The organism is Stenotrophomonas sp. YJH_SMC_20, assembly GCF_059367845.1.
In genome coordinates, this window is sequence record NZ_JCAFRG010000007.1 from 13,140 (window position 1) to 36,396 (window position 23,257).

18 protein-coding genes are annotated in these 23,257 nt (G+C 67.2%); 11 read left to right on the plus strand and 7 right to left on the minus strand.

The features are described 5' to 3' along the window. The first annotated feature begins 1 nt into the window (after position 1). The 3 genes from AC5P6A_RS13145 to AC5P6A_RS13155 all read left to right on the plus strand — a co-directional run bounded on the left by AC5P6A_RS13145 (position 2) and on the right by AC5P6A_RS13155 (position 4,229). Positions 2-823, plus strand: coding sequence for a DUF3014 domain-containing protein (locus tag AC5P6A_RS13145; RefSeq protein ID WP_180877707.1), 822 nt, complete (start codon positions 2-4; stop codon positions 821-823). 181 nt (positions 824-1,004) lie between these two features. After that, complete coding sequence (gene clpB / locus AC5P6A_RS13150; protein ID WP_180877706.1) at positions 1,005-3,590, plus strand: ATP-dependent chaperone ClpB; 2,586 nt, start codon at positions 1,005-1,007, stop codon at positions 3,588-3,590. Positions 3,591-3,644: 54 nt separating this feature from the next. After that, complete coding sequence (locus tag AC5P6A_RS13155) at positions 3,645-4,229, plus strand: hypothetical protein (RefSeq protein WP_227844783.1); 585 nt, start codon at positions 3,645-3,647, stop codon at positions 4,227-4,229. 39 nt (positions 4,230-4,268) lie between these two features. Here AC5P6A_RS13155 and AC5P6A_RS13160 read toward each other — a convergent pair whose 3' ends face one another. From AC5P6A_RS13160 to AC5P6A_RS13170, 3 genes are all read right to left on the minus strand, one after another. Next, positions 4,269-5,069 (minus strand): MipA/OmpV family protein, encoded by an 801-nt coding sequence (locus AC5P6A_RS13160; protein WP_111098908.1) that lies wholly within the window; start codon positions 5,067-5,069, stop codon positions 4,269-4,271. Positions 5,070-5,209: 140 nt separating this feature from the next. Next, positions 5,210-6,499 (minus strand): ATP-binding protein, encoded by a 1,290-nt coding sequence (locus AC5P6A_RS13165; protein ID WP_164145446.1) that lies wholly within the window; start codon positions 6,497-6,499, stop codon positions 5,210-5,212. Next, entirely contained in the window at positions 6,496-7,233 is a 738-nt protein-coding gene (locus AC5P6A_RS13170) for a winged helix-turn-helix domain-containing protein (protein WP_346715138.1), read from the minus strand. Before AC5P6A_RS13170 ends, AC5P6A_RS13165 begins: the two co-directional genes overlap by 4 nt. A 182-nt stretch (positions 7,234-7,415) precedes the next feature. Between AC5P6A_RS13170 and AC5P6A_RS13175 the strand changes: the two genes are divergently transcribed. Continuing rightward, positions 7,416-8,702 carry an O-acetylhomoserine aminocarboxypropyltransferase/cysteine synthase family protein gene (locus AC5P6A_RS13175; RefSeq protein ID WP_346715139.1) on the plus strand — a complete coding sequence of 429 codons (1,287 nt, stop codon included), beginning with the start codon at positions 7,416-7,418 and terminating at the stop codon, positions 8,700-8,702. Between the two features lie 449 nt (positions 8,703-9,151). Here the strand turns inward: AC5P6A_RS13175 and ybaL are convergent, their stop codons facing one another. Together ybaL and AC5P6A_RS13185 are read right to left on the minus strand one after the other, a co-directional pair. Continuing rightward, positions 9,152-10,849: a YbaL family putative K(+) efflux transporter gene (ybaL, locus tag AC5P6A_RS13180; protein ID WP_346470132.1), complete on the minus strand. Its 1,698-nt coding sequence runs from the start codon at positions 10,847-10,849 to the stop codon at positions 9,152-9,154. 152 nt (positions 10,850-11,001) lie between these two features. Continuing rightward, positions 11,002-13,389: a TonB-dependent receptor plug domain-containing protein gene (locus AC5P6A_RS13185; protein ID WP_346715141.1), complete on the minus strand. Its 2,388-nt coding sequence runs from the start codon at positions 13,387-13,389 to the stop codon at positions 11,002-11,004. A gap of 335 nt (positions 13,390-13,724) precedes the next feature. Here AC5P6A_RS13185 and AC5P6A_RS13190 point away from each other — a divergent pair, with 335 nt between their 5' ends. Then, positions 13,725-15,590 carry an ABC-F family ATP-binding cassette domain-containing protein gene (locus tag AC5P6A_RS13190; protein WP_019660143.1) on the plus strand — a complete coding sequence of 622 codons (1,866 nt, stop codon included), beginning with the start codon at positions 13,725-13,727 and terminating at the stop codon, positions 15,588-15,590. A gap of 51 nt (positions 15,591-15,641) precedes the next feature. Here AC5P6A_RS13190 and ampR read toward each other — a convergent pair whose 3' ends face one another. Next, on the minus strand, positions 15,642-16,505 hold the full coding sequence (gene ampR / locus AC5P6A_RS13195) for a LysR family transcriptional regulator AmpR (protein WP_021204719.1): 864 nt from the start codon (positions 16,503-16,505) through the stop codon (positions 15,642-15,644). 175 nt (positions 16,506-16,680) lie between these two features. Between ampR and blaL2 the strand changes: the two genes are divergently transcribed. The 3 genes from blaL2 (at position 16,681) to AC5P6A_RS13210 (ending at position 19,590) form a co-directional block, all read left to right on the plus strand. Then, a complete protein-coding gene (gene blaL2 / locus AC5P6A_RS13200) occupies positions 16,681-17,592 on the plus strand; it encodes a L2 family extended-spectrum class A beta-lactamase (protein ID WP_171953481.1) in 912 nt (303 codons plus the stop codon). A gap of 85 nt (positions 17,593-17,677) precedes the next feature. Further along, positions 17,678-18,892 carry a cation:proton antiporter gene (locus AC5P6A_RS13205; RefSeq protein ID WP_019660140.1) on the plus strand — a complete coding sequence of 405 codons (1,215 nt, stop codon included), beginning with the start codon at positions 17,678-17,680 and terminating at the stop codon, positions 18,890-18,892. A 53-nt stretch (positions 18,893-18,945) separates the two neighbouring features. Continuing rightward, positions 18,946-19,590, plus strand: a complete 645-nt coding sequence (locus AC5P6A_RS13210; protein ID WP_134731900.1) for a hypothetical protein — start codon at positions 18,946-18,948, stop codon at positions 19,588-19,590. Positions 19,591-19,666: 76 nt separating this feature from the next. Here AC5P6A_RS13210 and AC5P6A_RS13215 read toward each other — a convergent pair whose 3' ends face one another. Next, a complete protein-coding gene (locus AC5P6A_RS13215) occupies positions 19,667-20,410 on the minus strand; it encodes a DUF3011 domain-containing protein (RefSeq protein ID WP_329843196.1) in 744 nt (247 codons plus the stop codon). Positions 20,411-20,568: 158 nt separating this feature from the next. Between AC5P6A_RS13215 and aspS the strand changes: the two genes are divergently transcribed. From aspS to AC5P6A_RS13230, 3 genes are read left to right on the plus strand one after another with little or no spacing between them, the layout of a single operon-like run. Next, positions 20,569-22,320 (plus strand): aspartate--tRNA ligase, encoded by a 1,752-nt coding sequence (gene aspS, locus AC5P6A_RS13220; protein WP_111098900.1) that lies wholly within the window; start codon positions 20,569-20,571, stop codon positions 22,318-22,320. Positions 22,321-22,336: 16 nt separating this feature from the next. Beyond that, a complete protein-coding gene (locus AC5P6A_RS13225) occupies positions 22,337-22,657 on the plus strand; it encodes a hypothetical protein (protein WP_019660136.1) in 321 nt (106 codons plus the stop codon). A gap of 31 nt (positions 22,658-22,688) precedes the next feature. After that, positions 22,689-23,210 (plus strand): GNAT family N-acetyltransferase, encoded by a 522-nt coding sequence (locus AC5P6A_RS13230; protein ID WP_329843198.1) that lies wholly within the window; start codon positions 22,689-22,691, stop codon positions 23,208-23,210. The last annotated feature ends 47 nt before the right edge of the window (positions 23,211-23,257 follow it).

Below are 23,257 nucleotides of genomic sequence, written 5' to 3' on the forward strand. Positions count from 1 at the left end.
CATGCAGAGTGGAAAGGCGGTATGGCCGTGGGTGCTGGGTATGGTGGTGATCGGCGGCGCGGGCGGTTGGTTGTTCCGCGATCAGCTGAGGCTCCTGGCAGAGGGTGTTTCGGTGCCGGTGCACTCAACCCCCGCCAGCACCAGCGCACCGCCGCAACCGCAGGCGGCCGCGGACCCCGCGCCAGCACCGCCGCCGATCAGGCATCCGCTGGACACCGAGGCCGCCGCTGACCCGGCGCTGCCCAAGTTGGCCGACAGTGATGCGGCTGCCTGGGGCGCATTGAGCCAGCTGTTCCAGGGCGAGGGCCCGATGACCCTGCTGCTGCGCGATCACCTGATCCAGCGCCTGGTCACCCAGGTCGACAACCTGGACAAACCAAGCGTGCCGCCGACGGTGCTGGCCGCACGGCCGCTGCCGGGCAACCTGCAGGTCGAGCATGGCGAGGGCGGGGAACGCATCGCGGCAAGCAACTCGGCGCGTTACGCGCCCTATGTGCAGGCCTTCACTGCGCTGGATCCAGCGGCAACGGCTACGGCGTACAAGCGCTTCTATCCGTTGATCCAGCAGGCCTACGTCGACCTGGGCCGGCCCGAGGGCTACTTCAACGACCGTCTGGTGGCGGTGATCGACCATCTGCTGGAGACCCCGGAACTGGCGCAGGCGCCATTGGTGCAGCGTGATGAGCGCGGTCGCTACCACTTCGTCGATTCCACCCTGCAGTCGCGCTCGATCGGGCAGAAGGCCCTGCTACGCATGGATCCTGCACAGGCGCGGGCGATCAAGCAGCAGCTGCGGGCGATCCGCAGCGCGATCACCGGCTGAGTCCGCGCACCGCGCGGAACTGATCGGGATCAACGCGCCGACCACACCCGTTCCGGCATGCTGGCCGCAGGCTGACCGGCCCCGGGGTGCAGTCGCAGCCACCCTTGAAACGGGGTGGGGCAACCGCATCTTCCCAGCATCGCCGGCGCGGGCCGGCCCTGATGACCGATGAGGATTCGCAATGCGGATGGACAAGCTCACCTCGCGTTTCCAGCAGGCGCTGGCAGACGCACAGTCGCTGGCCGTGGGCCGCGACAACAGCATCATCGAACCGGTTCACCTGTTCAGCGCGCTGCTGGACCAGCAGGGCGGCAGCACGCGCCCGCTGCTGGCCCAGGCCGGGGTGAACGTGCCGGTGCTGCGCGAGCGCCTGACCGAGGCGCTGGATGCACTGCCGAAGGTGTCCGGCCAGGCCGGCAACGTCTCGATGGGCAATGACCTGGGGCGCCTGCTGAACCAGACCGACAAGCTGGCCCAGCAGCACGGCGATGCCTTCATTGCCAGCGAGTGGTTCGTGCTCGCGGCGCTGGAAGACGGCGGCACGCTGGGCATGGCGCTGCGCGCCGCCGGTGCCGACAAGACCCGCCTGCAGGCTGCGATCGACAAGCTGCGTGGCGGCGAGAACGTGCAGTCGGAGAATGCCGAGGAACAGCGGCAAGCGCTGGAGAAGTACACCATCGACCTGACCGCGCGTGCCGAGAGCGGCAAGCTCGATCCGGTGATCGGCCGTGACGAGGAAATCCGCCGCACGATCCAGGTGCTGCAGCGCCGGACCAAGAACAACCCGGTGCTGATCGGCGAACCCGGCGTGGGCAAGACCGCAATCGTGGAAGGGCTCGCCCAGCGCATCATCAATGACGAAGTGCCCGAAGGCCTGCGCGGCAAGCGCGTGCTGTCGCTGGACATGGGCGCGCTGATCGCCGGCGCCAAGTTCCGCGGTGAATTCGAGGAGCGCCTGAAGGGCGTGCTCAACGACCTGGCCAAGAACGAAGGACAGATCATCCTGTTCATTGACGAACTGCACACCATGGTCGGTGCCGGCAAGGCCGATGGCGCGATGGATGCCGGCAACATGCTCAAGCCGGCCCTGGCGCGTGGCGAGCTGCACTGCATCGGCGCGACCACGCTGGATGAGTACCGCAAATACATCGAGAAGGACGCCGCGCTGGAGCGCCGCTTCCAGAAGGTGTTCGTCGGCGAACCCACGGTGGAGGACACCATCGCGATCCTGCGCGGGCTGAAGGAAAAGTACGCCGTGCACCACGGTGTGGAAATCACCGACCCGGCCATCGTGGCTGCAGCCACGCTGTCCAACCGCTACATCACCGACCGCCAGCTGCCGGACAAGGCCATCGACCTGATGGACGAAGCCGCCTCACGCCTGCGCATGGAGATCGATTCCAAGCCGGAGGAGCTGGATCGCCTGGAACGCCGGGTGATCCAGCTGAAGATCCAGCGCGAGATGCTGAAAAAGGAGAAGGACGAAGCCTCGCGGCAGCGCTTGGCCGATCTGGAGAAGGACATCGATGCGCTGGAGCGCGAGTTCTCCGATCTCAATGAAATCTGGAAGTCGGAGAAGGCCGCGCTGCAGGGCGCAACCAAGATCAAGGAACAGGTCGAGCAGGCCAAGCTGGAGCTGGAGGCCGCGCAGCGCCGCCAGGATTTCGCCAAGATGAGCGAGATCCAGTACGGCCTGTTGCCGCAGCTGGAAAAGCAGCTGGCCGCGGCCCAGGAAGCCGAGCACAAGGACTTCAAGCTGGTACAGGACCGCGTGACCGACGAGGAGATCGCCGAGGTCGTTTCGCGCTGGACCGGCATCCCGGTCAACAAGATGCTCGAAGGCGAGCGCGACAAGCTGCTGCGCATGGAAGAGGTGCTGCACAACCGCGTGGTCGGCCAGGAGGAAGCGATCAAGGTCGTCTCCGATGCCGTGCGCCGCTCGCGTGCAGGCCTGTCCGATCCGAACCGTCCGGCCGGCTCGTTCCTGTTCCTCGGCCCCACCGGCGTCGGCAAGACCGAGCTGTGCAAGTCGCTGGCCGAATTCCTGTTCGACAGTGCCGACGCGATGATCCGCATCGATATGAGCGAGTTCATGGAGAAGCACAGCGTCGCGCGCCTGATCGGCGCGCCTCCGGGCTATGTCGGCTACGAGGAAGGTGGCTACCTGACCGAGGCCGTGCGTCGCCGTCCGTACTCGCTGATCCTGCTGGACGAAGTGGAGAAGGCGCATCCGGATGTGTTCAACATCCTGCTGCAGGTGCTGGACGATGGCCGCCTGACCGACGGCCAGGGCCGCACCGTGGACTTCCGCAACACCGTCATCGTGATGACCTCGAACCTGGGCTCGCACCAGATCCAGGACATGAGCGCCGACGACAGTCCGGAGGCCTACACGCAGATGAAGGCGGCGGTGATGGGCGTGGTACAGGCGCACTTCCGGCCGGAGTTCATCAACCGCCTGGACGACATCGTGGTGTTCCACCCGCTGGACAAGCAGCAGATCAAGCAGATCGCGCGCATCCAGATGCGAGGGCTGGAGAAGCGGCTGGCCGAGCGTGGGTTGAAGCTGGCGGTCTCCGATGCGGCGTTCGACCTGCTCGGCAACGTCGGGTTCGATCCGGTGTATGGCGCGCGCCCGTTGAAGCGTGCAATCCAGTCGCAGCTGGAGAATCCGCTGGCACAGCAGATCCTGTCGGGTGCTTTCGTCAACGGCGACACCATCGAAGTCGGAAACGACGGCGGCCGCCTGGTGTTCGCCAAGGCCTGAACCGGTGGCGCGCCTGCCATGGCTGGCGCGCCACCAAAGCCTCAGCAAGGCACAATGATCCCGTTTTACTTTCGCAAGGACGAGGAGAACCGCATGGACGTTACCCGCAGGGTTTCACTCTGCGTGGCGCTGGCGCTCGCTGCAGTTGCTGGACACGCCGCAGCCGTCGAACAGGTCCAGCTGCCGCCGATGAAGGGTTACCAGCAGGCCCACCAGAGCACCGACGCACAAGGCAATCGCATCACCGAGTACGTGCCGCAGGGCCAGACGGTGCAGGACTGGACCGACATGGTCACCGTCAACGATGCGCCGAACAGTGGCCATGTGAGTCCGCGCGAGTTCCTCGGCATCATCGAGGCGGGGTGGCGCATGGCCTGCCCGGCTGCGCAGAGCCACTGGATCCGCGAAGGCGAGGAGGGCGGACGGCCATTCGCGCTGCTGATGCTCAGTTGCCCGCTGAACCCCGGCACCGGCAAACCGGAGTTCACCTGGATCAAGGGCATGCAGGGCAGGCAGGGCTTCCACACCGTGCAGAAGTCGTTCCGCGCCGAACCGGAGAAGGACGACGTCGTGCAGTGGATCGGCTGGCTGCGCGAGGTTGGCTTGTGCGGCAGCGGCGACGCCCCGGCCTGCCGCTGATCGCAGCAGAAGAGGGCGCCCAGCGGCGCCCTTCATGCATCAGAAGCGGTGCGTATAGCCGCTCATCACGCCGAACTGGTTCGCCTTCTGCACGATCGGGCTGTCGGCGGCATCACCGAGCAGGCGCGTGCCTTCGGCCGAGATGTACCAGTTGCCGTTGCGGCCCACGCGGTGGCTCCACTTCAGGCCGACACCGGCACTGACCAGGCCGGCCTTTGGCTTGTGCTCGGCAAAGCCGGTACGCGCCGCCTGTTCCGGGCTGACGCCGTACCAGGTCTGCATGTAACCGCGGTTGCCGTAGTCGGTGGACACGCTGCCGCTGACCACGCCGCCGGCCAGGTCGAACAGCGGCATGCTCAGGTTCAAGTGCACCTGCTGGGTGGCCAGGCCGTTCTCTGCCTTGTCCTCGTCTTTGCGGGTGAACTGCCAGGAGCCGCTCAGCACGGCTTCGCCCAGCGTATAACCAGCCGAGACGCCGACCAGGGGACGGGTATCGATATCACCCATGCCGCGCAGGAAGTCGGAACCGCCGAGCAGCGAGTCCTTTTCCTTGCGGATGCCGCTGGCGCCGACATACGCGCGCACGCGGGTGTGCTCGCCGATGGAGGTGCCCCAGCCAATGCCACTGGTGCCCAGAAACCATCCACCCGGCGAGGTGACATCAAAGGACAACGACGGCGTCGCACGATACTCCTCGCTGCCGCTGTAGCGCGGCGCCACGCCACCGCCGGCAGCGAGCTCGAAGGTCCAGTGGTCATCCCTGGCGTGGGCGATCGGTGCGGCGAACAGCGGCAACAGGGCCAGGCAGAGCAGGGCGGGGGAACGGCGAAGCTGGGACATGGAAACTCTCGACAATGGGAGGAAGGCAGCGCGCGCATCCGGCGAGTGCTGCAGGGTCGCTAGCGTGGCGATACGCCGGCGACCGATCCGTCCGCAGTTGTGCGGGAGTTGTAATCAACTGTAATTGCACCCAAGGGCGTTCAGCTGGCAGCCAGCGGCCAGTGCATCTCCAGGCGCGCGCCGCCCAATGTGGCGCGGCTGATGCGAAGCTCGCCGCCGTGGCGGACGGCAATGCGGCTGACGATGGCCAGGCCCAGGCCGAAGCCCCCGGTATCGCGGCTGCGGCTGTCATCCAGGCGGGTGAACGGGCGCATCACCTTCTCGCGATCGGCTTCGGCAATGCCGGGACCGTCATCATCCACGCGCAGGCAGGCGCGGCCGCTGACACCGACCAGCGAGACTTCCACCTGCGAGCGCGCATGGCGCAGCGCATTGCCGACCAGATTGCTGAGTGCCAGCTGCAGCAGGCGTGGTTCGGCATCCACCCGTGGCAACGCACTGGGCTGCACGCGCAGTACCACCCCGGCACGTTCGGCATCACGGCGCGCATCGGCCAGGCAGGCCTGCAGCCAGTCATTGGCTTCGATACGCTGCATCGGTTCGCCTTCGCTGGGGTGCTCCAGGCGCTCATACGCCAGCAGTTCGCTGACCAGCCGGTTGAGCTCGGCCAGATCGCCGTGCAGCCCCTGTGCCAGCCGTGCACGGCGTTCGTGATCGTCGCTGTCCTGCATCAGGTCCAGGCCGAAGGCCACGCGCGCGATCGGCGTGCGCAGCTCATGCGAGATCGCATGGGTCAGGTCGCGCTGGCGCTGCACCAGTTCGGCCACGCGTGCCGCCATGCGGTTGGAGTGGTCGACGATGACCCGGATCTGCGAGCGTGGCGAGACCTGCGCACGTGCCTGCAGATCGCCAGCGCCGATGCGGTCGGCGTGCAGGCGCAGCGCTTCCAGGTCGCGCCAGAGCAGGCGCACCCACGCGTACAGGCTGGCGCCCACCAGCAGCAGGATGCTGAGGTAGGCGGCGATGGTCATGTACGTCGTCATCTGCACCGCGCCAGGCAGGCGCAGGTGCAGCCAGCGGCCATCGCTGCCCTCGATGGGCAGCAGGACCTGCTGGTATTGATCGCGCACGATGAAACCATCGGCCTTCACGGCCACCTGTTCCTGCGCGTCGAGTGCTGGAGGTTTGTCGAGCAGGGTCAGGGCGATGCCGTAGTGTGGCTGCCACTGCTGCAGGCGCTCACGCTGCTGGTCGGCATCCAGGCCGGCCAGGCCACTGCGCAGGGCGTACACCTGACCACGCACCTGCTGGACGAAGACGCGATCCTGCACGGGCGTGTAGATGCCGTCCAGGATGTGGTTGAGGAAGAACACCGACACCAGGAAGCAGGCACCCGTGATAAACCACAACCACAGGAACAGCCGCTTCATGCCGTCCAGGCCGACGGATTGAACTGGTAGCCACGGCCCCACACGGTCTTGATCCGCCGCGGTTCGCGCGCATCATCGCCGAGCTTGCGGCGCAGCTTGCCGATGCTGACATCGACACTGCGGTCCAGGCCGTCAAAGCCGATGCCGCGCGCCGCCTGCAGGATATGGTCGCGCGACAGGATCTGCCCCGGCTGGCTGGCCAGCAGCCACAGGATCTCGAATTCCGTGGTGCCCAGCTCGACCGGCTGGCCATGCAGATGCACCTCGCGCTGCATGCGGTCGATCAGCAGTTCACCATGCATCAGCCGGCAGGGCGTGCCAGTGTTGCTGCTGCCGTGGCGGCGGCGCAGCAGCGCGCGCAGGCGCGCCAGCAGCAGGCGCGGTTCGATCGGCTTGTGCACATAGTCGTCGGCGCCGGATTCCAGGCCCAGCACCTGCTCGATGTCGTCCTCGCACGCGGTCAGCATCAGGATCGGCACGTCGGAGAAGCTGCGGATCTGCCGGCACACGTCGATGCCGCCGAGGCCGGGCAGCATCAGGTCCAGTACCACCAGCTCGGGCGCATGCTGGCGGCAGGCCGCGCCGGCCAGGTCGCCACGGGCGACGTGCTGCACGGCAAAGCCATGCTCGTTCAGGTAGTCGCTGACCAGTTCGGCCAGGCGACGATCATCCTCCACCAGCAGGACCGGCGTCGGCGTGCCGTTGGCGGTGGGTGTCCAGGGGGATGGCTGCATGCGCGTGGGGCCTCCGTGCCCGGGCAGGAGCGCCCGGCGGCGAAGCCTAGCAACGGCCCATGACGGCTGCCTGAATCGCGGCCAACCTGATAACCGGCGGTACGGACGTCATCGCCAGCGGCTCTCAGTGCCACGCCCCGGCTGGCCTATGGTGGCGGTTTCCCCGGATGGATCCTGGTGCAATGAGCGACCCGCAGTGGCAACTGGAAACCCTGGCCGTGCATGGTGGCTATCGGCCCGATCCGACCACCCGCGCGGTGGCGGTGCCGATCTACCAGACGGTGGCGTACGCCTTCGATGACACCCAGCACGGGGCCGACTTGTTCGACCTGAAGGTGCCGGGCAACATCTACACGCGCATCATGAATCCCACCACCGACGTACTGGAGCAGCGCCTGGCTGCGCTGGAAGGCGGCATCGGTGCGCTGGCGCTGGCCTCGGGGCAGGCCGCGATCACCTATGCCATCCAGACCATTGCAGAGGCCGGAGACAACATCGTCGCCTCCAGCGCGCTGTATGGCGGCAGCCTCAACCTGCTGGCGCACACGCTGCCGCAGTACGGCATCCAGGCGCGCTTTGCTGATCCGGCTGATCCTTCTGCGTTCGCCGCGCTGATCGACGAGCGCACCAAGGCGGTGTTCGTCGAATCGATCGGCAACCCGCGTGGCAACGTCACCGACATCGCCGCCATCGCCGAGGTCGCGCATGCCGCCGGGGTGCCGCTGATCGTCGACAATACGGTGGCCACGCCCTTCCTGCTGCGCCCGTTCGAGCACGGCGCCGACATCGTGGTGCACTCGCTGACCAAGTACCTGGGCGGCCACGGCACCAGCCTGGGCGGCGCGATCATCGATTCGGGCCGCTTCGACTGGACCGCACAGCCCCAACGCTTCGCGCGGCTCAACCAGCCCGACCCCAGCTACCATGGCGTGGTCTATACCGAAGCCCTGGGGCCAGCGGCCTACATCGGCCGCGCGCGGGTGGTCCCGCTGCGCAATACCGGTGCCGCGTTGTCGCCGTTCAATGCGTTCCTGATCCTGCAGGGCATCGAGACCCTGGCCCTGCGCATGGAACGCATCAACACCAATGCACTGGCCGTCGCGCAGTTCCTGAAGGCGCACGACAAGGTCGCCTGGGTGCGTTACGCGGGACTGGCAGACGACCCCGAGCATGCCGCCGCGCAGCGCTACCTGGGCGGGCATGGCTCGGGCGTACTGACCTTCGGCCTGCCGGGCGGGCGCGAGGCTGGCGCGCGCTTCCTCGATGCGCTGAAGCTGTTCACCCGCCTGGTCAACCTGGGCGACGCGAAGTCGCTGGCCACCCATCCGGCCTCGACCACCCACCGCCAGTTGGATGCGGCGGAACTGGCCAAGGCCGGCGTCAGTGAAGACACCGTGCGGCTGTCGATCGGCATCGAACACATCGGCGACCTGCGTGCCGACCTGGAGCAGGCCCTGGCCGCAGCCTGATAGCCGCGCGCTTGGTGCATATCGCCACAGGCGATCACCACCGGTGGCGCGATGCGCTACGGTGGAACTGCCTCTCCAAGGCGTGGCAACGTGGCGATCCAGATCCCCGGTCGATGCGGGTCGACCGGGGATCTTTTTTGTTTCCGGGGTCAGATCCGTTTTCCTGTGGAAAACGGATCTGACCCATGCGCCGACGTGTCGACCCAGGGCGGCACCTACCAGAGCAGAACGCCGTTCCGACAGATCGCAGGAATCTGTCGAAGGCGGGGTGGGTCCGGTTGCAGGGGCGTGAGCGCCATGGATGGCGCGACCGAGCCTCCATGGACGGATTCACGGCGTCCCCTGCAACCGGACCCACCCCGCCATCCCACGGATAGTCAGCTTTTGCCTTTGCCTTTGCTGTTGCCTTGGCAGGTGCAGGGCTGCAAGCCCTGCCGCACCCACACCCCTCACACCACCGGAATGCTGTGCTGCCCCAGATTCCGGTACGGCGGTGTGGACATGATCATCTCCGCCAGCGAGTACGCCAGCTCACGTTCGGCCATCACCGTGCCATCGGCACCGTGTTCCAGCAGATGCTTCACTTCCGCATCGCTGTGCGCGCGCGCCAGCAGGGTCAGGTCCGGGTTGATCGCACGCAGCTTGGCCAGCGCCTCACCGGCTTCCAGCGGCTGCGGAATCGCCAGCACCGCAATCTTCGCCCGCTCAGGATGGGCCTCGGCCAGCACCCGGTCGGCCGCCGCACTGCCGCGGATCGCCGCCAGGCCCTTGGCGTGCGCCGCCTCGACGTGTTCCTTGTTGTCATCGATCACCAGCACCGGCACGCCACGGTCGCTCAGCACCTGCGCCAGTTCGCTGCCGACCCGGCCATAGCCGATCACGATGGCGTGGTCATGCAGGTCCCGTGACGGGCCGATGGCTTCAGGCGGCTCGGGTGCCTGCGGGGACTGCTCCTGCTTGGCCTGCCAACGGTCGAGCAGGCCGAACACCAGTGGGTTGAGCATGATCGACACCAGCGCACCGGCCAGCACCAGCGACTGGCCTTCCTTCGGCAGGATCTGCAGCCCCACGCCCAGGCCGGCGATGATGAAGGCGAACTCGCCGATCTGTGCCAGGCTGGCCGAGATGGTCAACGCGGTGCTGGTCGGGTGGCCGAACGCACGCACGATGAAAAATGCCGCCGCCGACTTGCCGAACATGATGATGGCGACGGTGGCCAGCACCTGCCACGGATGCTGGACGAGGATGTTGGGGTCAAACAGCATGCCGACCGACACGAAGAACAGCACCGCGAACGCATCGCGCAGCGGCAACGAATCATGCGCGGCCTTGTGGCTCAGCTCCGATTCGTTGAGCAGCATGCCGGCGAAGAACGCGCCCAGCGCGAACGAGACACCGAACAACATCGCCGAACCGAACGCCACGCCCAGCGCGATTGCCAGCACCGACAGAGTGAACAGCTCACGCGAACCAGTACCGGCGATGCGCTCCAGGATCCACGGGATGACCCGGCGCCCGACCACCAGCATCACCGCCACGAACAGGCCCAGCTGCACGAAGGTCCAGCCGATGTCGGCCAGCACGCTGCCGAGCGAGTGCGACTCCTTGGCCGCGTCGGGGCCGAACACGCCGGCCATCACCGGCATCATCACCAGTGCCAGCACGCAGGCCAGGTCTTCCACGATCAGCCAGCCGACCGCGATCTTGCCGCGCATCGTCTCCAGCAGACGGCGTTCCTCCATCGCCCGCAGCAGCACCACGGTACTGGCGGTGGCCAGCGAGAAACCGAAGATGACGCCATGGATGGCGGGCCAGCCCATCAGCGAGGCCACGCCCCAGCCGAGCAGGGTGGCCACGGCGATCTGGCCGATGGCGCCGGGGATGGCGATCGCCTTGACCGCCATCAGGTCCTTCAGCGAGAAGTGCAGGCCGACGCCGAACATCAGCAGCATCACGCCCAGTTCGGCCAGCTGGTTGGCCAGCGCCTGGTCGGCGACGAAGCCGGGGGTGAACGGGCCTACGCAGATGCCAGCAACCAGGTAACCGACCAGGGGAGACAAGCGGAGCTTGTTGGCCAGCGCGCCGAAGATGAAGGCGAGCCCCAGGCCAACGGCAACGATGTTGATCAGGTCGGTGTCATGGTGCATCGGCACTCGCAGGAAATCGGGGGGATGTCCCGATTTTCACCTAATGGGCCAGATGCAGCAAACCCTGCAGGAAAATGGGGTCAGAGCCTTTTTCCAGCAGGAAAAGGGCTCTGACCCCACAGGGTATGCCGGCCAGCGGCCGGCAGTACCCCTTACCAAGTGTACTTGATCCGCCCGTACACATACGCGCCGTTGAAGCCGAACGGCGAGTAGTTGCTGTACGGCAGCATGCCGAAGGTGGAGTTCTGCAGGTCTTCGGTGCGGTCCGGGTACTTGTCCAGCAGGTTGTCGGCGCCCACGGTCAGGGTCCAGTTGCTGCTCGGCTTGTAGCTGGCCGAGGCATCCACCACCCAGGCATCGCCGTAGGTCTGGTCGCGCAGCGCGGTGGCCGAGTTGCGCACGGTGAACTTGCCGTAGCGGGTGGCGGCCAGGCCCAGTTCCCAGTGATCCGAACGCCAGGTGCCACTCAGGATCGCCTTGTCGCGCGGGTAGCTGTCCTCGATGCGGCCGATCTCATCACGGCCGATCAGCGACTGGGTCAGGCCCAGCGTGCCGAACACCGCCGGGGTGCCGCCCACGCGGCGCACTTCGGTGTCGTTGTAGCTGTAGGCGGCGGTCAGCTCCAGGCTGCTGGCGCTGAACGGCACCGTATAGCTGGACACGAAGTCGACGCCGCGGGTGCGCGTATCCAGGCCGTTGGTGAAGTACGAGAACGCGGTCACCTGCGGCAGGCCCAGGGTGCCCAGCAGTGCGCTGGTGGCGGCGTTGGTGGTGATGCTGGACGACAGCGCGATGCGGTCATCAATGTCGATCTGGTACGCGTCGACGGTGATGTACAGGCGGTCGACCGGCTGCAGCACCAGGCCCAGGCTGTAGGAGGTGGAGGTTTCGGCCTTCAACGGCGAGGCGCCCAGCGCCTGCGCGGCCGGGCTGGTGGTCGGGAAGGTGCCACGCTCGACGAACACGCCATTGAGGAACTGGCTGGTCACCGCCTGGTAGCCCTGCTGCGCCAGCGAGGGCGCGCGGAAACCGCTGGAGGCGGTGGCACGCAGCGCGACCTTGTCGGTGAATGCATAGCGCGCCGACAGCTTGCCGGAGAAGCGGTCGCCGAAGTCCGAGTAGTCCTCGTAGCGGCCGGTGATGCCGGCCGAGAACTTCTCGGTCAGGTCCGCTTCCAGGCCAGCATAGACCGCGTAGTTGTGGCGGTCGGCATGCACTTCATTGGTCGGGGTGAAGCCCGCGAAGCCCTGCGCGCCGCTGCCGGTGTACGAGTTCAGCTCGCCCGGGTTCTGGTCCCACTTTTCCTTGCGGTACTCACCACCGAAGGACAGCGTGACCGGGTAGGCCAGGCCCCAGTCCAGTGACTTGGTCAGGTCGGCATTGAAGATGTCCTGCTGGTACTTCAGCGTGCCGTCGTAGAACGAGCGCGGGCTGGTGGCGCCGAGGCTGTAGTTGATGCTGTTGCGGGTGTGGAAGTCGAGGGTGTTCTCGCCGTGGTTCAGGCTCAGGTCCCAGGTCCAGCCGTTATCGGTGTTGCCCTTGACCCCGGCCACCAGCGAGCGGTCCTTGGAGTACTGGTTGATCTCCGGCACGTAGCCGTCCGGGTAGGTCTGCGCCAGCAGCGCGCTCTGCCCGCTGTGGTTGCGCGAACGGTAGAACGCAAACGAGGTGATGTCGCGGTTGCTGAGCAGCGCGCTGGCGTAGCCGGTCACGTGGTCGCTGAAGTCGAAGCTGGCGTTGGCCGAGGCGGCGGTGGCATCCACGCGCGGGTCGCCGACGATGAAGGTCTTCTGGCCGATGCTGGGGAAGTTGCCGGTGTTCGGCGTGGTGCCGCGGTACGGGCCGGCGCGGTTGCTCTCGTCCTGCTGGCTGATCTGGCCAGCCACGTGCACGCGACCACGGCCGTTGCCGAACTCGACGCCGGTATCGCCGGAGAGCTGGTACTTGTTGCCGTCACCGGCCGAGTACTGGCCGTAGTCCACGGCCAGGCTGCCGCCACGGCCGCTGCCCTTGAGCACGATGTTGATGACGCCTGCAATGGCGTCCGAGCCGTACTGTGCCGACGCACCGTCGCGCAGCACTTCCACGCGCTCGATGGCGGCGATCGGGATCGCATTGATGTCCACCGCCGACGAGCCACGGCCGATGCTGCCGTTGACGTTGATCATCGCCGAGGTGTGGCGGCGCTTGCCGTTGACCAGCACCAGCACCTGGTCCGGCGACAGGCCGCGCAGCTGCGCCGGGCGCACGCCACTGGTGCCGTCGGTCAAGGCCGGGCGCGGGAAGTTCAGCGAGGGCAGGGCGCGCGACAGTGCGGTGGCCAGCTCACTGGTGCCGGTGGACTGCAGCACTTCAGGGGTGATGATGTCGATCGGCGACTGCGATTCGGCGACCGTGCGGTCGGCCACGCGGGTGCCGGTGACGATCACCGTGTCCAGGGTATTGGCGGCGGTGCCGGCCTGCTGGGCAGCGGCAAGGAACGGAGAGCCACCGAGTGCGACAGCGACGGCGGCGGCGATCAGGCTGGTCTTGCGGGTCATCGGGATGGGGCTCCGGTTGGCGGGGGCGGCACCGGACTCGACATCACGGGGGTGAGGCGGACGGCGGTTGTTGCGGTGCGCAATACAGCAATTAACGGGATATTCAGTGCCTGTCAAATGCCGGTCATCGAAAAAAACGTTGCAGCAGCAACCATTTAGCCAGGACCGGCACCGGCGGGGAGGAGACCCGGGACGCGCGCGACGAGGACGTGGGAGAGAGGAACGTCGGCCACTGCGCATCCCGGGGCGCGTCAAGTATTCGTTAACGCTAGAATTACGTCGCAGGAACAGTGCTCACCAGCACATTCCATCCGGTTATATGGACCCCTCCCCCGATGATCTCCCTTCGTAATTTCGCCTTGCGCCGCGGCGAGCGGCTGCTGTTGTCCAATGTCGACCTGACCCTGCACGCCGGTTACCGGGTGGGCGTGGTCGGCCGCAACGGTGCTGGCAAGTCCAGCCTGTTCGCGGCGGTGAAGGGCGAGCTGGAGGCCGACAAGGGTGACGTCGACCTGCCCGGCAAGGTCCGTATCGCCAGCGTGGCCCAGGAAACCCCGTCGCTGCCGGACCCGGCGCTGAGCTTCGTGCTGGGCGGCGACACCGAGGTGGCCGCGGTGCTGGCCGAAGAGGCCGAGGCGACCGCGCGCGAAGACTGGGAGGCGGTGGCCAACGCACACACCAAGATGGCCGAGATGGGGGCCTACGACGCCGAAGCGCGCGCCGGCAAGCTGCTCCACGGCCTTGGTTTCCCGGCCGAGACCCACCACCGCGCGGTCTCCTCGTTCTCCGGCGGCTGGCGCGTGCGCCTGAACCTGGCCCGCGCGCTGATGATGCCCAGCGACCTGCTGCTGCTGGACGAACCGACCAACCACCTGGATCTGGACGCGGTGTACTGGCTGGAACAGTGGCTGCTGAAGTACCCGGGCACCCTGCTGCTGATCTCGCATGACCGCGAGTTCCTCGACAACGTGGCCACCCACACTCTGCACCTGCACGGTGGCGGCGCCAAGCTCTACCCGGGCGGCTACACCGATTTCGAGCGCCAGCGCGCCGAACAGCTGCGCCAGCAGCAGATCGCGCACGAGAAGGAGCAGGCCGAGCGTGCCCACCTGCAGAGCTTCATCGACCGCTTCAAGGCGCAGGCCAGCAAGGCCGCGCAGGCGCAGAGCCGCATGAAGCGCCTGGCCAAGCTGGCCGGCACCGAAGCGGTGCGCGCCGAGCGTGAGTTCCGTATCGAGTTCGCGCCGCCGGCCAAGCTGCCGTTCTCGCTGATCCGCCTGAACCACGTTGAGGCCGGCTACGGCAAGGACGCGGTGATCCTGCACAACGTCGGCTTCGGCCTGGAAGCGGGCCAGCGCATCGGCCTGCTCGGCCCCAACGGCGCCGGCAAGACCACCCTGGTGAAGACCCTGGTGGGTGAACTGGCGCCGATCGTCGGCGAGCGCATGGCGCACCCGGACCTGAAGATCGGCTACTTCGCCCAGCACACGGTGGAGTCGCTGCACGAAGGCCAGTCGCCGATGGAGCACTTCCGCGAGATTGCCCCGGATGCGCCGAACCAGTCGTTCCGCGATTTCCTTGGCAAGTGGAATTTCCCCGGCGACCGTGCGTTCGAGCCGGTCGACGGCTTCTCCGGTGGCGAGCGCGCACGCCTGGCGCTGGCGCTGATCGCCTGGCAGCAGCCGAACGTGCTGCTGCTGGACGAACCGACCAACCACCTTGATCTGGAAATGCGCGAAGCGCTGGCCGAAGCATTGGCCACCTTCGAAGGCGCGATCGTGATGGTCTCGCACGACCGCCATCTGATCGGCCTGGTCTGCGATACCTACTGGCGCGTGGCCGATGGCGTGGTCGAGCCGTTCGATGGCGACCTGGATGCCTACGCCGCGTGGCTGCGGACCCGCCCGCAGGCGCAGGGCACCAAGGCACGTATGGAACAGGTGGAAGAGCCGGTGGTGGTCAAGACCGCCCCGGTGGCGCAGGTGGTGCAGAAGAAGCCGGTGAACCCGCACAAGCTGGCCGCGGCCGAGGCCAAGGTGGCCGAGCTGGAAGGTGCACTGGCCGAGCTGGACCGGCAGCTGGCCGACCCGGCCAACTACGCCGATGCCACGCGCATGGCGGTACTTGGCCGTGACCGCGAAACCGCCGCGGCGCAGCTGGAAAAGGCCGAAGCCGCCTGGATGGAACTGCTCGAGTCCTGATGCCATCGGTAGCGCCGGGCATGGCCCGGCGCTACCCACGTTCCCTGCGTTTCATCCCTGCGCCTGCAGCCACTCGCGGAACCGCTTTGCCGGCTCGCGCTCTGCACGCGAGCGCAGCCGCGTCAGCCAGTAGCGTCCCAGCTCCAGTGTGGTGCCAAACGGCTGCAGCAGGCGGCCTTCGGCCAGCTCCTGCTCGAACATGCGCAGCGGCAGCAGCGCCACGCCGGCGCCGCCGACCGCGGCCATCGCCACGGTCAATGACGAATCAAACACCGGCCCGCGGGCTTCCACGCCACTGACGCCTGCCGCCTGCAACCAGCGCGGCCATTCGTCGCTGCGATAGGAGCGCAGCAGCGGCAGCGTGCCCAGGTCGCGCGGCTGTTTCAGGCGCCGCGCCAGTGCCGGCGCGCACAGCGGCGCGAACGGCGCGTCGAGGATCGCCGTGCAGGCCTGGCCCTGCCAGTCGCCATCACCAAACCGGATGGCCAGGTCCAGGCCTTCACCGGCCAGGTCGATGCGGTTGTTGTGGGTCTGCAGGCGCAGCTCGATGTCCGGGTGCGCTGCCTCGAACGCGGCCAGCCGTGGCAGCAGCCAGCCGGTGGCGAAGGTGCCGACCACGCCCAGGGTCAGCACTTCACGCGCAGGTCCGCCGGTGTAACGCGCGATGCTGGCCGAGATGCGTTCAAACGATTCGTTGAGCACCGGATACAGCGCCGCGCCTTCTTCGGTGAGCGCCACGCCGCGCGGCAGGCGATGGAACAGGCGGATGCCGAGCCGGTCCTCAAGCCCGCGAATCTGGTGGCTCAGCGCGGCCTGGCTGACACACAGCTCCAGCGCGGCACGGGTGAAGTTCTGGTGGCGGGCGGCGGCCTCGAAGGCGCGCAGCGCGTTCAGGGGCAGGGTAGGGTGCAACATCGCGCAGTCGTGAGCTGGAGTGATGGCTGATCCTAACGCTTCAACCATGGATTTCGGAAAATTAAGGGGTTGAATACGTCAGGCATTAATTCACTTCATGCCTCCTGTTGAATTTTTGCGCTGGTCGCCCCCGATAGCGGCTTCAATAATCGAGCGGTCCCCCAGGAGAACCCGCATGCTTGCCCGTCGCCGATTCCTGCAGTTCAGTGGTGCCGCCGTTGCTTCCTCGTTTGCGCTGCCGTTGCTGGCACGTGCTGCGGGCAAGACCACCGCCAACGCACCCACCGATGCCGCCATTACCGCCGCCACTGACTTCGCCGCGCTGGAAAAGGCCTGCGCCGGACGCCTCGGCGTGACCCTGCTGGACACTGCCAGCGGTCGCCGCATCGGTCATCGCCAGGACGAGCGCTTCCCGATGTGCAGCACCTTCAAGAGCATGCTGGCGGCTACCGTGCTCAGCCAGGCCGAGCGCACGCCGGCATTGCTGGACACCCGCGTGCCGGTGCGCGAGGCCGATCTGCTCTCGCACGCACCGGTTACCCGCCGCCATGCAGGCAAGGACATGACGGTGCGCGATCTGTGCCGTGCCACGATCATCACCAGCGACAACACCGCCGCCAACCTACTGTTCGGCGTGGTCGGTGGCCCGCCCGCAGTGACCGCGTTCCTGCGCGCCAGTGGCGATACGGTGAGCCGCAGTGACCGCCTGGAGCCGGAGCTGAACAGCTTTGCCAAGGGCGACCCGCGCGACACCACCACGCCGGCGGCGATGGCCGCGACCCTGCAGCGCGTGGTGTTGGGCGAGGTACTGCAACCGGCTTCGCGGCAGCAGCTGGCCGACTGGCTGATCGACAACGAAACCGGCGACGCCTGCCTGCGCGCGGGCCTGGGCAAGCGTTGGCGCGTGGGTGACAAGACCGGCAGCAATGGTGAAGACGCGCGCAACGACATCGCCGTGCTGTGGCCCGTAGCCGGAGGCGCCCCGTGGGTGTTGACGGCTTATCTGCAGGCGGGCGCGATCAGCTACGAGCAACGCGCTAGCGTGCTGGCACAGGTGGGGCGGATTGCCGACCGGTTGATCGGATGAGGTAACCGGGGTCATTCAAACGTGGGTTGCCGGATCGGTTCGGCGCGCGCATCCTGCGCGCGTTCGAACCCCACGGAAGACCCCGATGAGCCATGAGTTGATCTACCTGCTGCTGATCTTCGCGCTGCTGGTAATCCCGCGCGCGCTGCAGCGCTTCAGCCTGCCCGCACCACTGACCTGCCTGCTGTTCGGCATCATCGGCATGCTCTGGCTGGGGGATCAGGCACATGATGCGGTGATCGGACTGCTGGCCACCCTGGGCATTTCCTCGCTGTTCCTGTTCGCCGGCCTGGAAGTGGATCTGCAGGCGCTGCGCCGGGGCATGTGGCCGCTGCTGGCACATCTGGTCATCCGTACCGGCACGCTGTTCGGGGTGGGCTGGCTGGCTTGGCGCTATGCGGGGCTGCCGTGGCAGGCCGCTGGCCTGTTGGCGTTGGCGCTGCTGACGCCGTCCACGGGCTTCATCATGGATTCGCTGTCGCGGCTGGGCCTGAGCGAGGACGAGCGGTTCTGGGTGACCAGCAAGGCCATCGCCGGCGAACTGCTGGCGCTGGCGGCGTTGTTCATCGTGCTGCAGGCCGGCGATCCGGGGCATATGGCGCTGTCCAGCCTGGCGCTGCTGGCGATGATGGTCGGCCTGCCGTTGCTGTTCATCGCGCTGGGTCGCTGGGTGGCACCGCATGCGCCCGGCTCGGAATTCTCGCTGCTGGTGATGGTCGGCATGGTGGCGGCCTACATCACCTACCTGCTGGGCGTGTACTACCTGGTTGGCGCGTTCATCGCCGGCCTGGTCGCGCGCCTGCTACACCAGCGCATGCCGCTGCTGGCCTCGCACGAGAACCTGCACGCGCTGCGCCTGTTCGCGTCGTTCTTCGTGCCGTTCTACTTCTTCAACGCCGGCACCAAAGTTCCCAGCGAAGCGCTCAGCTTCGAGGCGCTGGGGCTGGGCATCGTGATCACCCTGGTGGTGCTGCCGCTGCGCATCGGCGTGGTCTGGCTGCAGCGCCGGGTGATGTTCGGCGAGAGCTTCCGCAGCAGCCTGCGGGTCTCGCTGGCGCTGGCACCGACGCTGATCTTCACCCTGGTGCTGGCGGCGATCATGCGCGAGCGCTTCCAGATCCCGGCGGTGCTGTTCGGTGCGCTGTTGCTGTACGCGGCGCTGACTACGCTGCTGCCTTCGCTGGTGTTCCGTACCCCGTTTGACGTTGATCCGGTGGAGCAGGAGCCGGCCGGTCAGGGCGAGGCCGCACCGGTGGCGGCGACCGAAGCACTGCCGACAGCACCGTCTGCCGAGCGCTGAGCGGGACTGGCGCGCGGTTTGCGCCCATCGTCCATGGCCGTTAGGGTTGGGGCATGAGATCGATTGCCGTTGCCACTACCGCCGCCCTCCTGCTCAGCCTCGCTGCGTGCACGCAGCGCTCCGATACGGTCGCCCATGATCTGGCGACCGCACCGGCCGACGCCTTCATGGCCGCCATCGCTGCACATTGCGGCCAGGCCTACGCCGGCAAGGTGGTGGAGGACTCGCCGGCACCGACCGGCAAGGATCCGTTCGCCGGGCAGCGCCTGGTCATGCATGTGCGTGGCTGCGCCGACCCGGCGCATGAGCTGCGCATCCCGTTCCACGTGGGTGATGACCACTCGCGGACCTGGGTGCTGACCCGCACGCCGAACGGGCTGCGGCTGAAGCACGACCACCGCCACGAAGATGGCAGCCCCGACGCGATCACCCTCTACGGTGGCGACAGCACGCCACCGGGCACGGCCGAGCGCCAGCAGTTCCCGGCCGATGCCGATTCGGTGGCGATGTTCCGCCGCGCCGACATGCTGGCGTCGACCCACAACACGTGGGCGATGGAGATCGATCCCGACCAGACGTTCGTCTACGAGCTGACACGCCCGGACGGCCGCCGCTTCCGCGTGCAGTTCGATCTGAGCAGGCCGGTCGACCTGCCACCGCCGCCTTGGGGTGATGAGGCCGCGCAGCCAGCCCGATAGCGCCGGGCCGTGCCCGGCGGGTTTTCTGCAGTTGACCGCGCCACTGCGCTCGCCGGGCATGGCCCGGCGCTATCCCTCACCGCGTGCCGAAGCGTGCCCGGCAGCCGTTGCTCACCCACACCTGGCCACGCGAGTAACCCCAGCTGCGGCCTTCCTGGCAGGCGCTGCCCGACAACTGCTGCTGCAGCACCGGCCGGCCCTGGCGCTCATCCCAGTCGCAGGTCTGCGAGCGGTTGTTGTTGCTGCTGCAGGTGACGGAATAGTTGCTGTTGCCACCGCCCCAGCCGCCACCGCCACCGCCCCAGCCGCGCGCCTCGGCGAATTCGGCGCGGCAGCCATTGCTGACCCACACCGCGCCATTGCGCACGCCCCAGGTACGGCCCTCGTCGCAAGGGCTGCCGGACAGCTGGCGGACCAGGCGGGCATTGCGCCAGCCGACCGGGCAGCTGCGCTCGCGGTTGTTCTGACTCTCGCAGCGGATGGTCTCGCCGGGCCGGCCGTTGTTGCCGCCCCAGCCGCCCCCGTTGCCGCCGCCCCAGCCGCCACGGGCCTCGACGAACTCCGCGCGGCAGCCGTTGCTGACCCAGATGCTGCCGTTACGGCTGCCCCAGGTGCGGCCTTCGTCGCAGGCGCTGCCGGACAGCTGGCGGACCAGCTGCGCATTGCGCCAACCGGTGTTGCAGACCCGTTCGCGGTTGTTCTGGCTTTCGCAGCGGACCACGCCGCTCTGCGCATGCGCGGAAGGGGTGGGCAGGGCCAGGGTGCCCAGCGCACCCAGGCTGAGGGTTACGGCCAGGCTGGCCAGGGACAGCGGTTTCATGGCGGCATCCCATACGGTGGTAGGTGCCCGACTATAGGGAGGGCGGCGATCAAGCCGGTGTGACTGGCCGGATTTGCCCCGGCCGGGGCCTCGGCCGCAGAATACGAGGCTTTCCGGCCCCCATCCGGTGCCGGCGTTCTCCAGCGGAGCTTCCCCCCATGCGTACCCACTTCTGCGGCCTGGTCGATGAGACCCTGATTGGCCAGACTGTCACCCTCGCCGGCTGGACCGACGTGGCCCGTAACCAGGGCGGCGTCTGCTTCATCGATCTCCGCGATCATGAAGGCATCGTGCAGGTGACCGTGGAAGTCGACAACGCCGACGTGTTCGCCGTGGCCGCGTCGCTGGGCTATGAGGATGTGCTGCAGGTGGAAGGCGTGGTGCGTGCACGCCACGCGGTGAACGACAAGATGCGCACCGGCAAGGTGGAAGTGATCGCCACTGCCATCACCGTGCTGAACAAGGCCGCGCCGCTGCCGTTCCACGCCCACGAGAACCCGGGCGAGGAAACCCGCCTGAAGTACCGCTACCTGGACCTGCGCCGTCCGGAAATGCAGCGCATGCAGCGCACCCGCATCAAGCTGGTGCAGGCCCTGCGCCGCCACCTGGACGAGAAGGGCTTCCAGGACATCGAGACCCCGATCCTGACCAAGGCCACCCCGGAAGGCGCGCGCGACTTCCTGGTGCCGGCGCGCATGCACCCGGGCGAGTTCTATGCCCTGCCGCAGAGCCCGCAGCTGTTCAAGCAGATCCTGATGGTGGCCGGCTTCGACCGTTACTACCAGATCGCGCGCTGCTTCCGCGACGAAGCCCTGCGTGCCGACCGCCAGCTGGAATTCACCCAGCTGGACATGGAATTCGCCTTCGTGCGCGAGCGCGACGTGCAGGACTTCGTCGAAGACATGATCCGCGCCATCTTCAAGGAAGTGGTCGACGTCCAGCTGGATGCCAGCTTCCCGCGCATGACCTGGGCTGAGGCGATGCGTCGCTACGGTTCGGACAAGCCGGACCTGCGCATCGCGCTGGAGCTGGTCGACGTGGCTGAACTGGTCAAGGACAGCGAGTTCGCAGTGTTCACCGGCCCGGCCAACGATGCCGAAGGCCGCGTCGCCGCGCTGCGGATCCCGGGCGGCGCAGCGCTGAGCCGCAAGCAGATCGACGAGTACGCCGCGCACGCCGCCAAGTACGGCGCCAAGGGCCTGGCCTACATCAAGATCGCCGACAACGGCGAAATCAGCTCGCCGATCCAGAAGTTCTTCAGCGAGGCCTCCTTCGCTGCGCTGGTGGCCCATGTTGGCGCCGGCAACGGCGACATCGTGTTCTTCGGTGCCGGTGGCTACAACAAGGTCTCCGACTTCATGGGCGCGCTGCGCCTGAAGGCCGGCAAGGACTTCGGCCTGGTCGCCGACGGCTGGGCGCCGCTGTGGGTCACCGACTTCCCGATGTTCGAATGGGACGAGGAAGAACAGCGTTACGTCGCCCTGCATCACCCCTTCACCGCACCGGCCGTGGACGACATCGCCGACCTGCGCGCCAACGCCCGTACCGCCGTTTCGCGCGGCTACGACATGGTGCTCAACGGCAATGAGATCGGCGGTGGTTCGATCCGTATCCACCGTCCGGACATGCAGAGCGCGGTGTTCGAGCTGCTCGGCATCGGTGCCGAAGAGGCCCGCGCCAAGTTCGGCTTCCTGCTCGACGCGCTGAACTACGGCGCGCCGCCGCACGGTGGCATCGCCTTCGGCATCGACCGCATCGCCGCGCTGATGGCCGGCACCGAATCGATCCGCGACGTCATCCCGTTCCCGAAGACTACCGGTGCACAGGATCTGATGACCGACGCGCCGTCGCCGATCGTCGACGCGCAGCTGGCCGAAGTGCACATCCAGGTTCGCCCCAAGACCAACTGATCAGGAGATCCAGGCAATGACCGAGTTTGCGTTTTCGCTGGAGTGGGAAAAGCTGGGCAATGAAGGCTCCGAGGCCAACCTGGTCACCGAGCGTGCACGGGTGTTCGGTGGTTGGCTGGTCCGCGTCGGTACCAACCCGGCGGCGATGGCCCTGACCTTCGTCGCCGACGGCGAAGGCCGTTGGGACGGTGAAGACTTCGGCGTCGAGGATTACGAGGACGACGAAGAGGAAGAGTACGACGAGGACGAGGAAGGCGAGGAAGAAGAGGACGAGGACGAAGAGGAGTACGAGGAAGAGGACGGGGAAGAAGAAGCGGAGTCGCCTGAAAAGGCTTGACCCCTGCTTCGCCCTGGCGTCAACTTCCTGCATGTATTCGATCCGCCGCGCCACTGTGGACGACGCGCCGACCCTGTCGGCGCTGGCCGCCCGCACGTTCACTGAAACCTTCGGCCATCTGTACCCGCCGCAGGACCTGCAGGCCTTCCTGGAGGAGGCCTACGCGGTCGAGCGCCAGCGCGTGATCCTGACCCACCCCGATTACGCGGTGTGGCTGCTGGAACTGGATGGGGAGGCGGTCGGCCATGCCGCCGCCGGCCCCTGCGGCCTGCCGCACCCGGACGTGAAGCCCGGTGACGGCGAACTCAAGCGCCTGTACCTGATCAAGACGCAGCAAAGCTGCGGCTGGGGCAGCCGCCTGCTGGAAACCGCGCTGGCTTGGCTGGAACACGAGGGCCCGCGCACCCTGTGGTTGGGCGTGTGGTCGGAGAACTTCGGCGCACAGCGCTTCTACGCCCGCTACGGTTTCGAGAAGGCCGGCGAATACCTGTTCCCGGTGGGCGACACGAACGATCTCGAATTCATCCTGCGCCGCGCACCGCGCGCGGCCTGATGTTCACTGCCGCTTGCTGCGCGCGCGTGTTCAATCACCGTACGTTC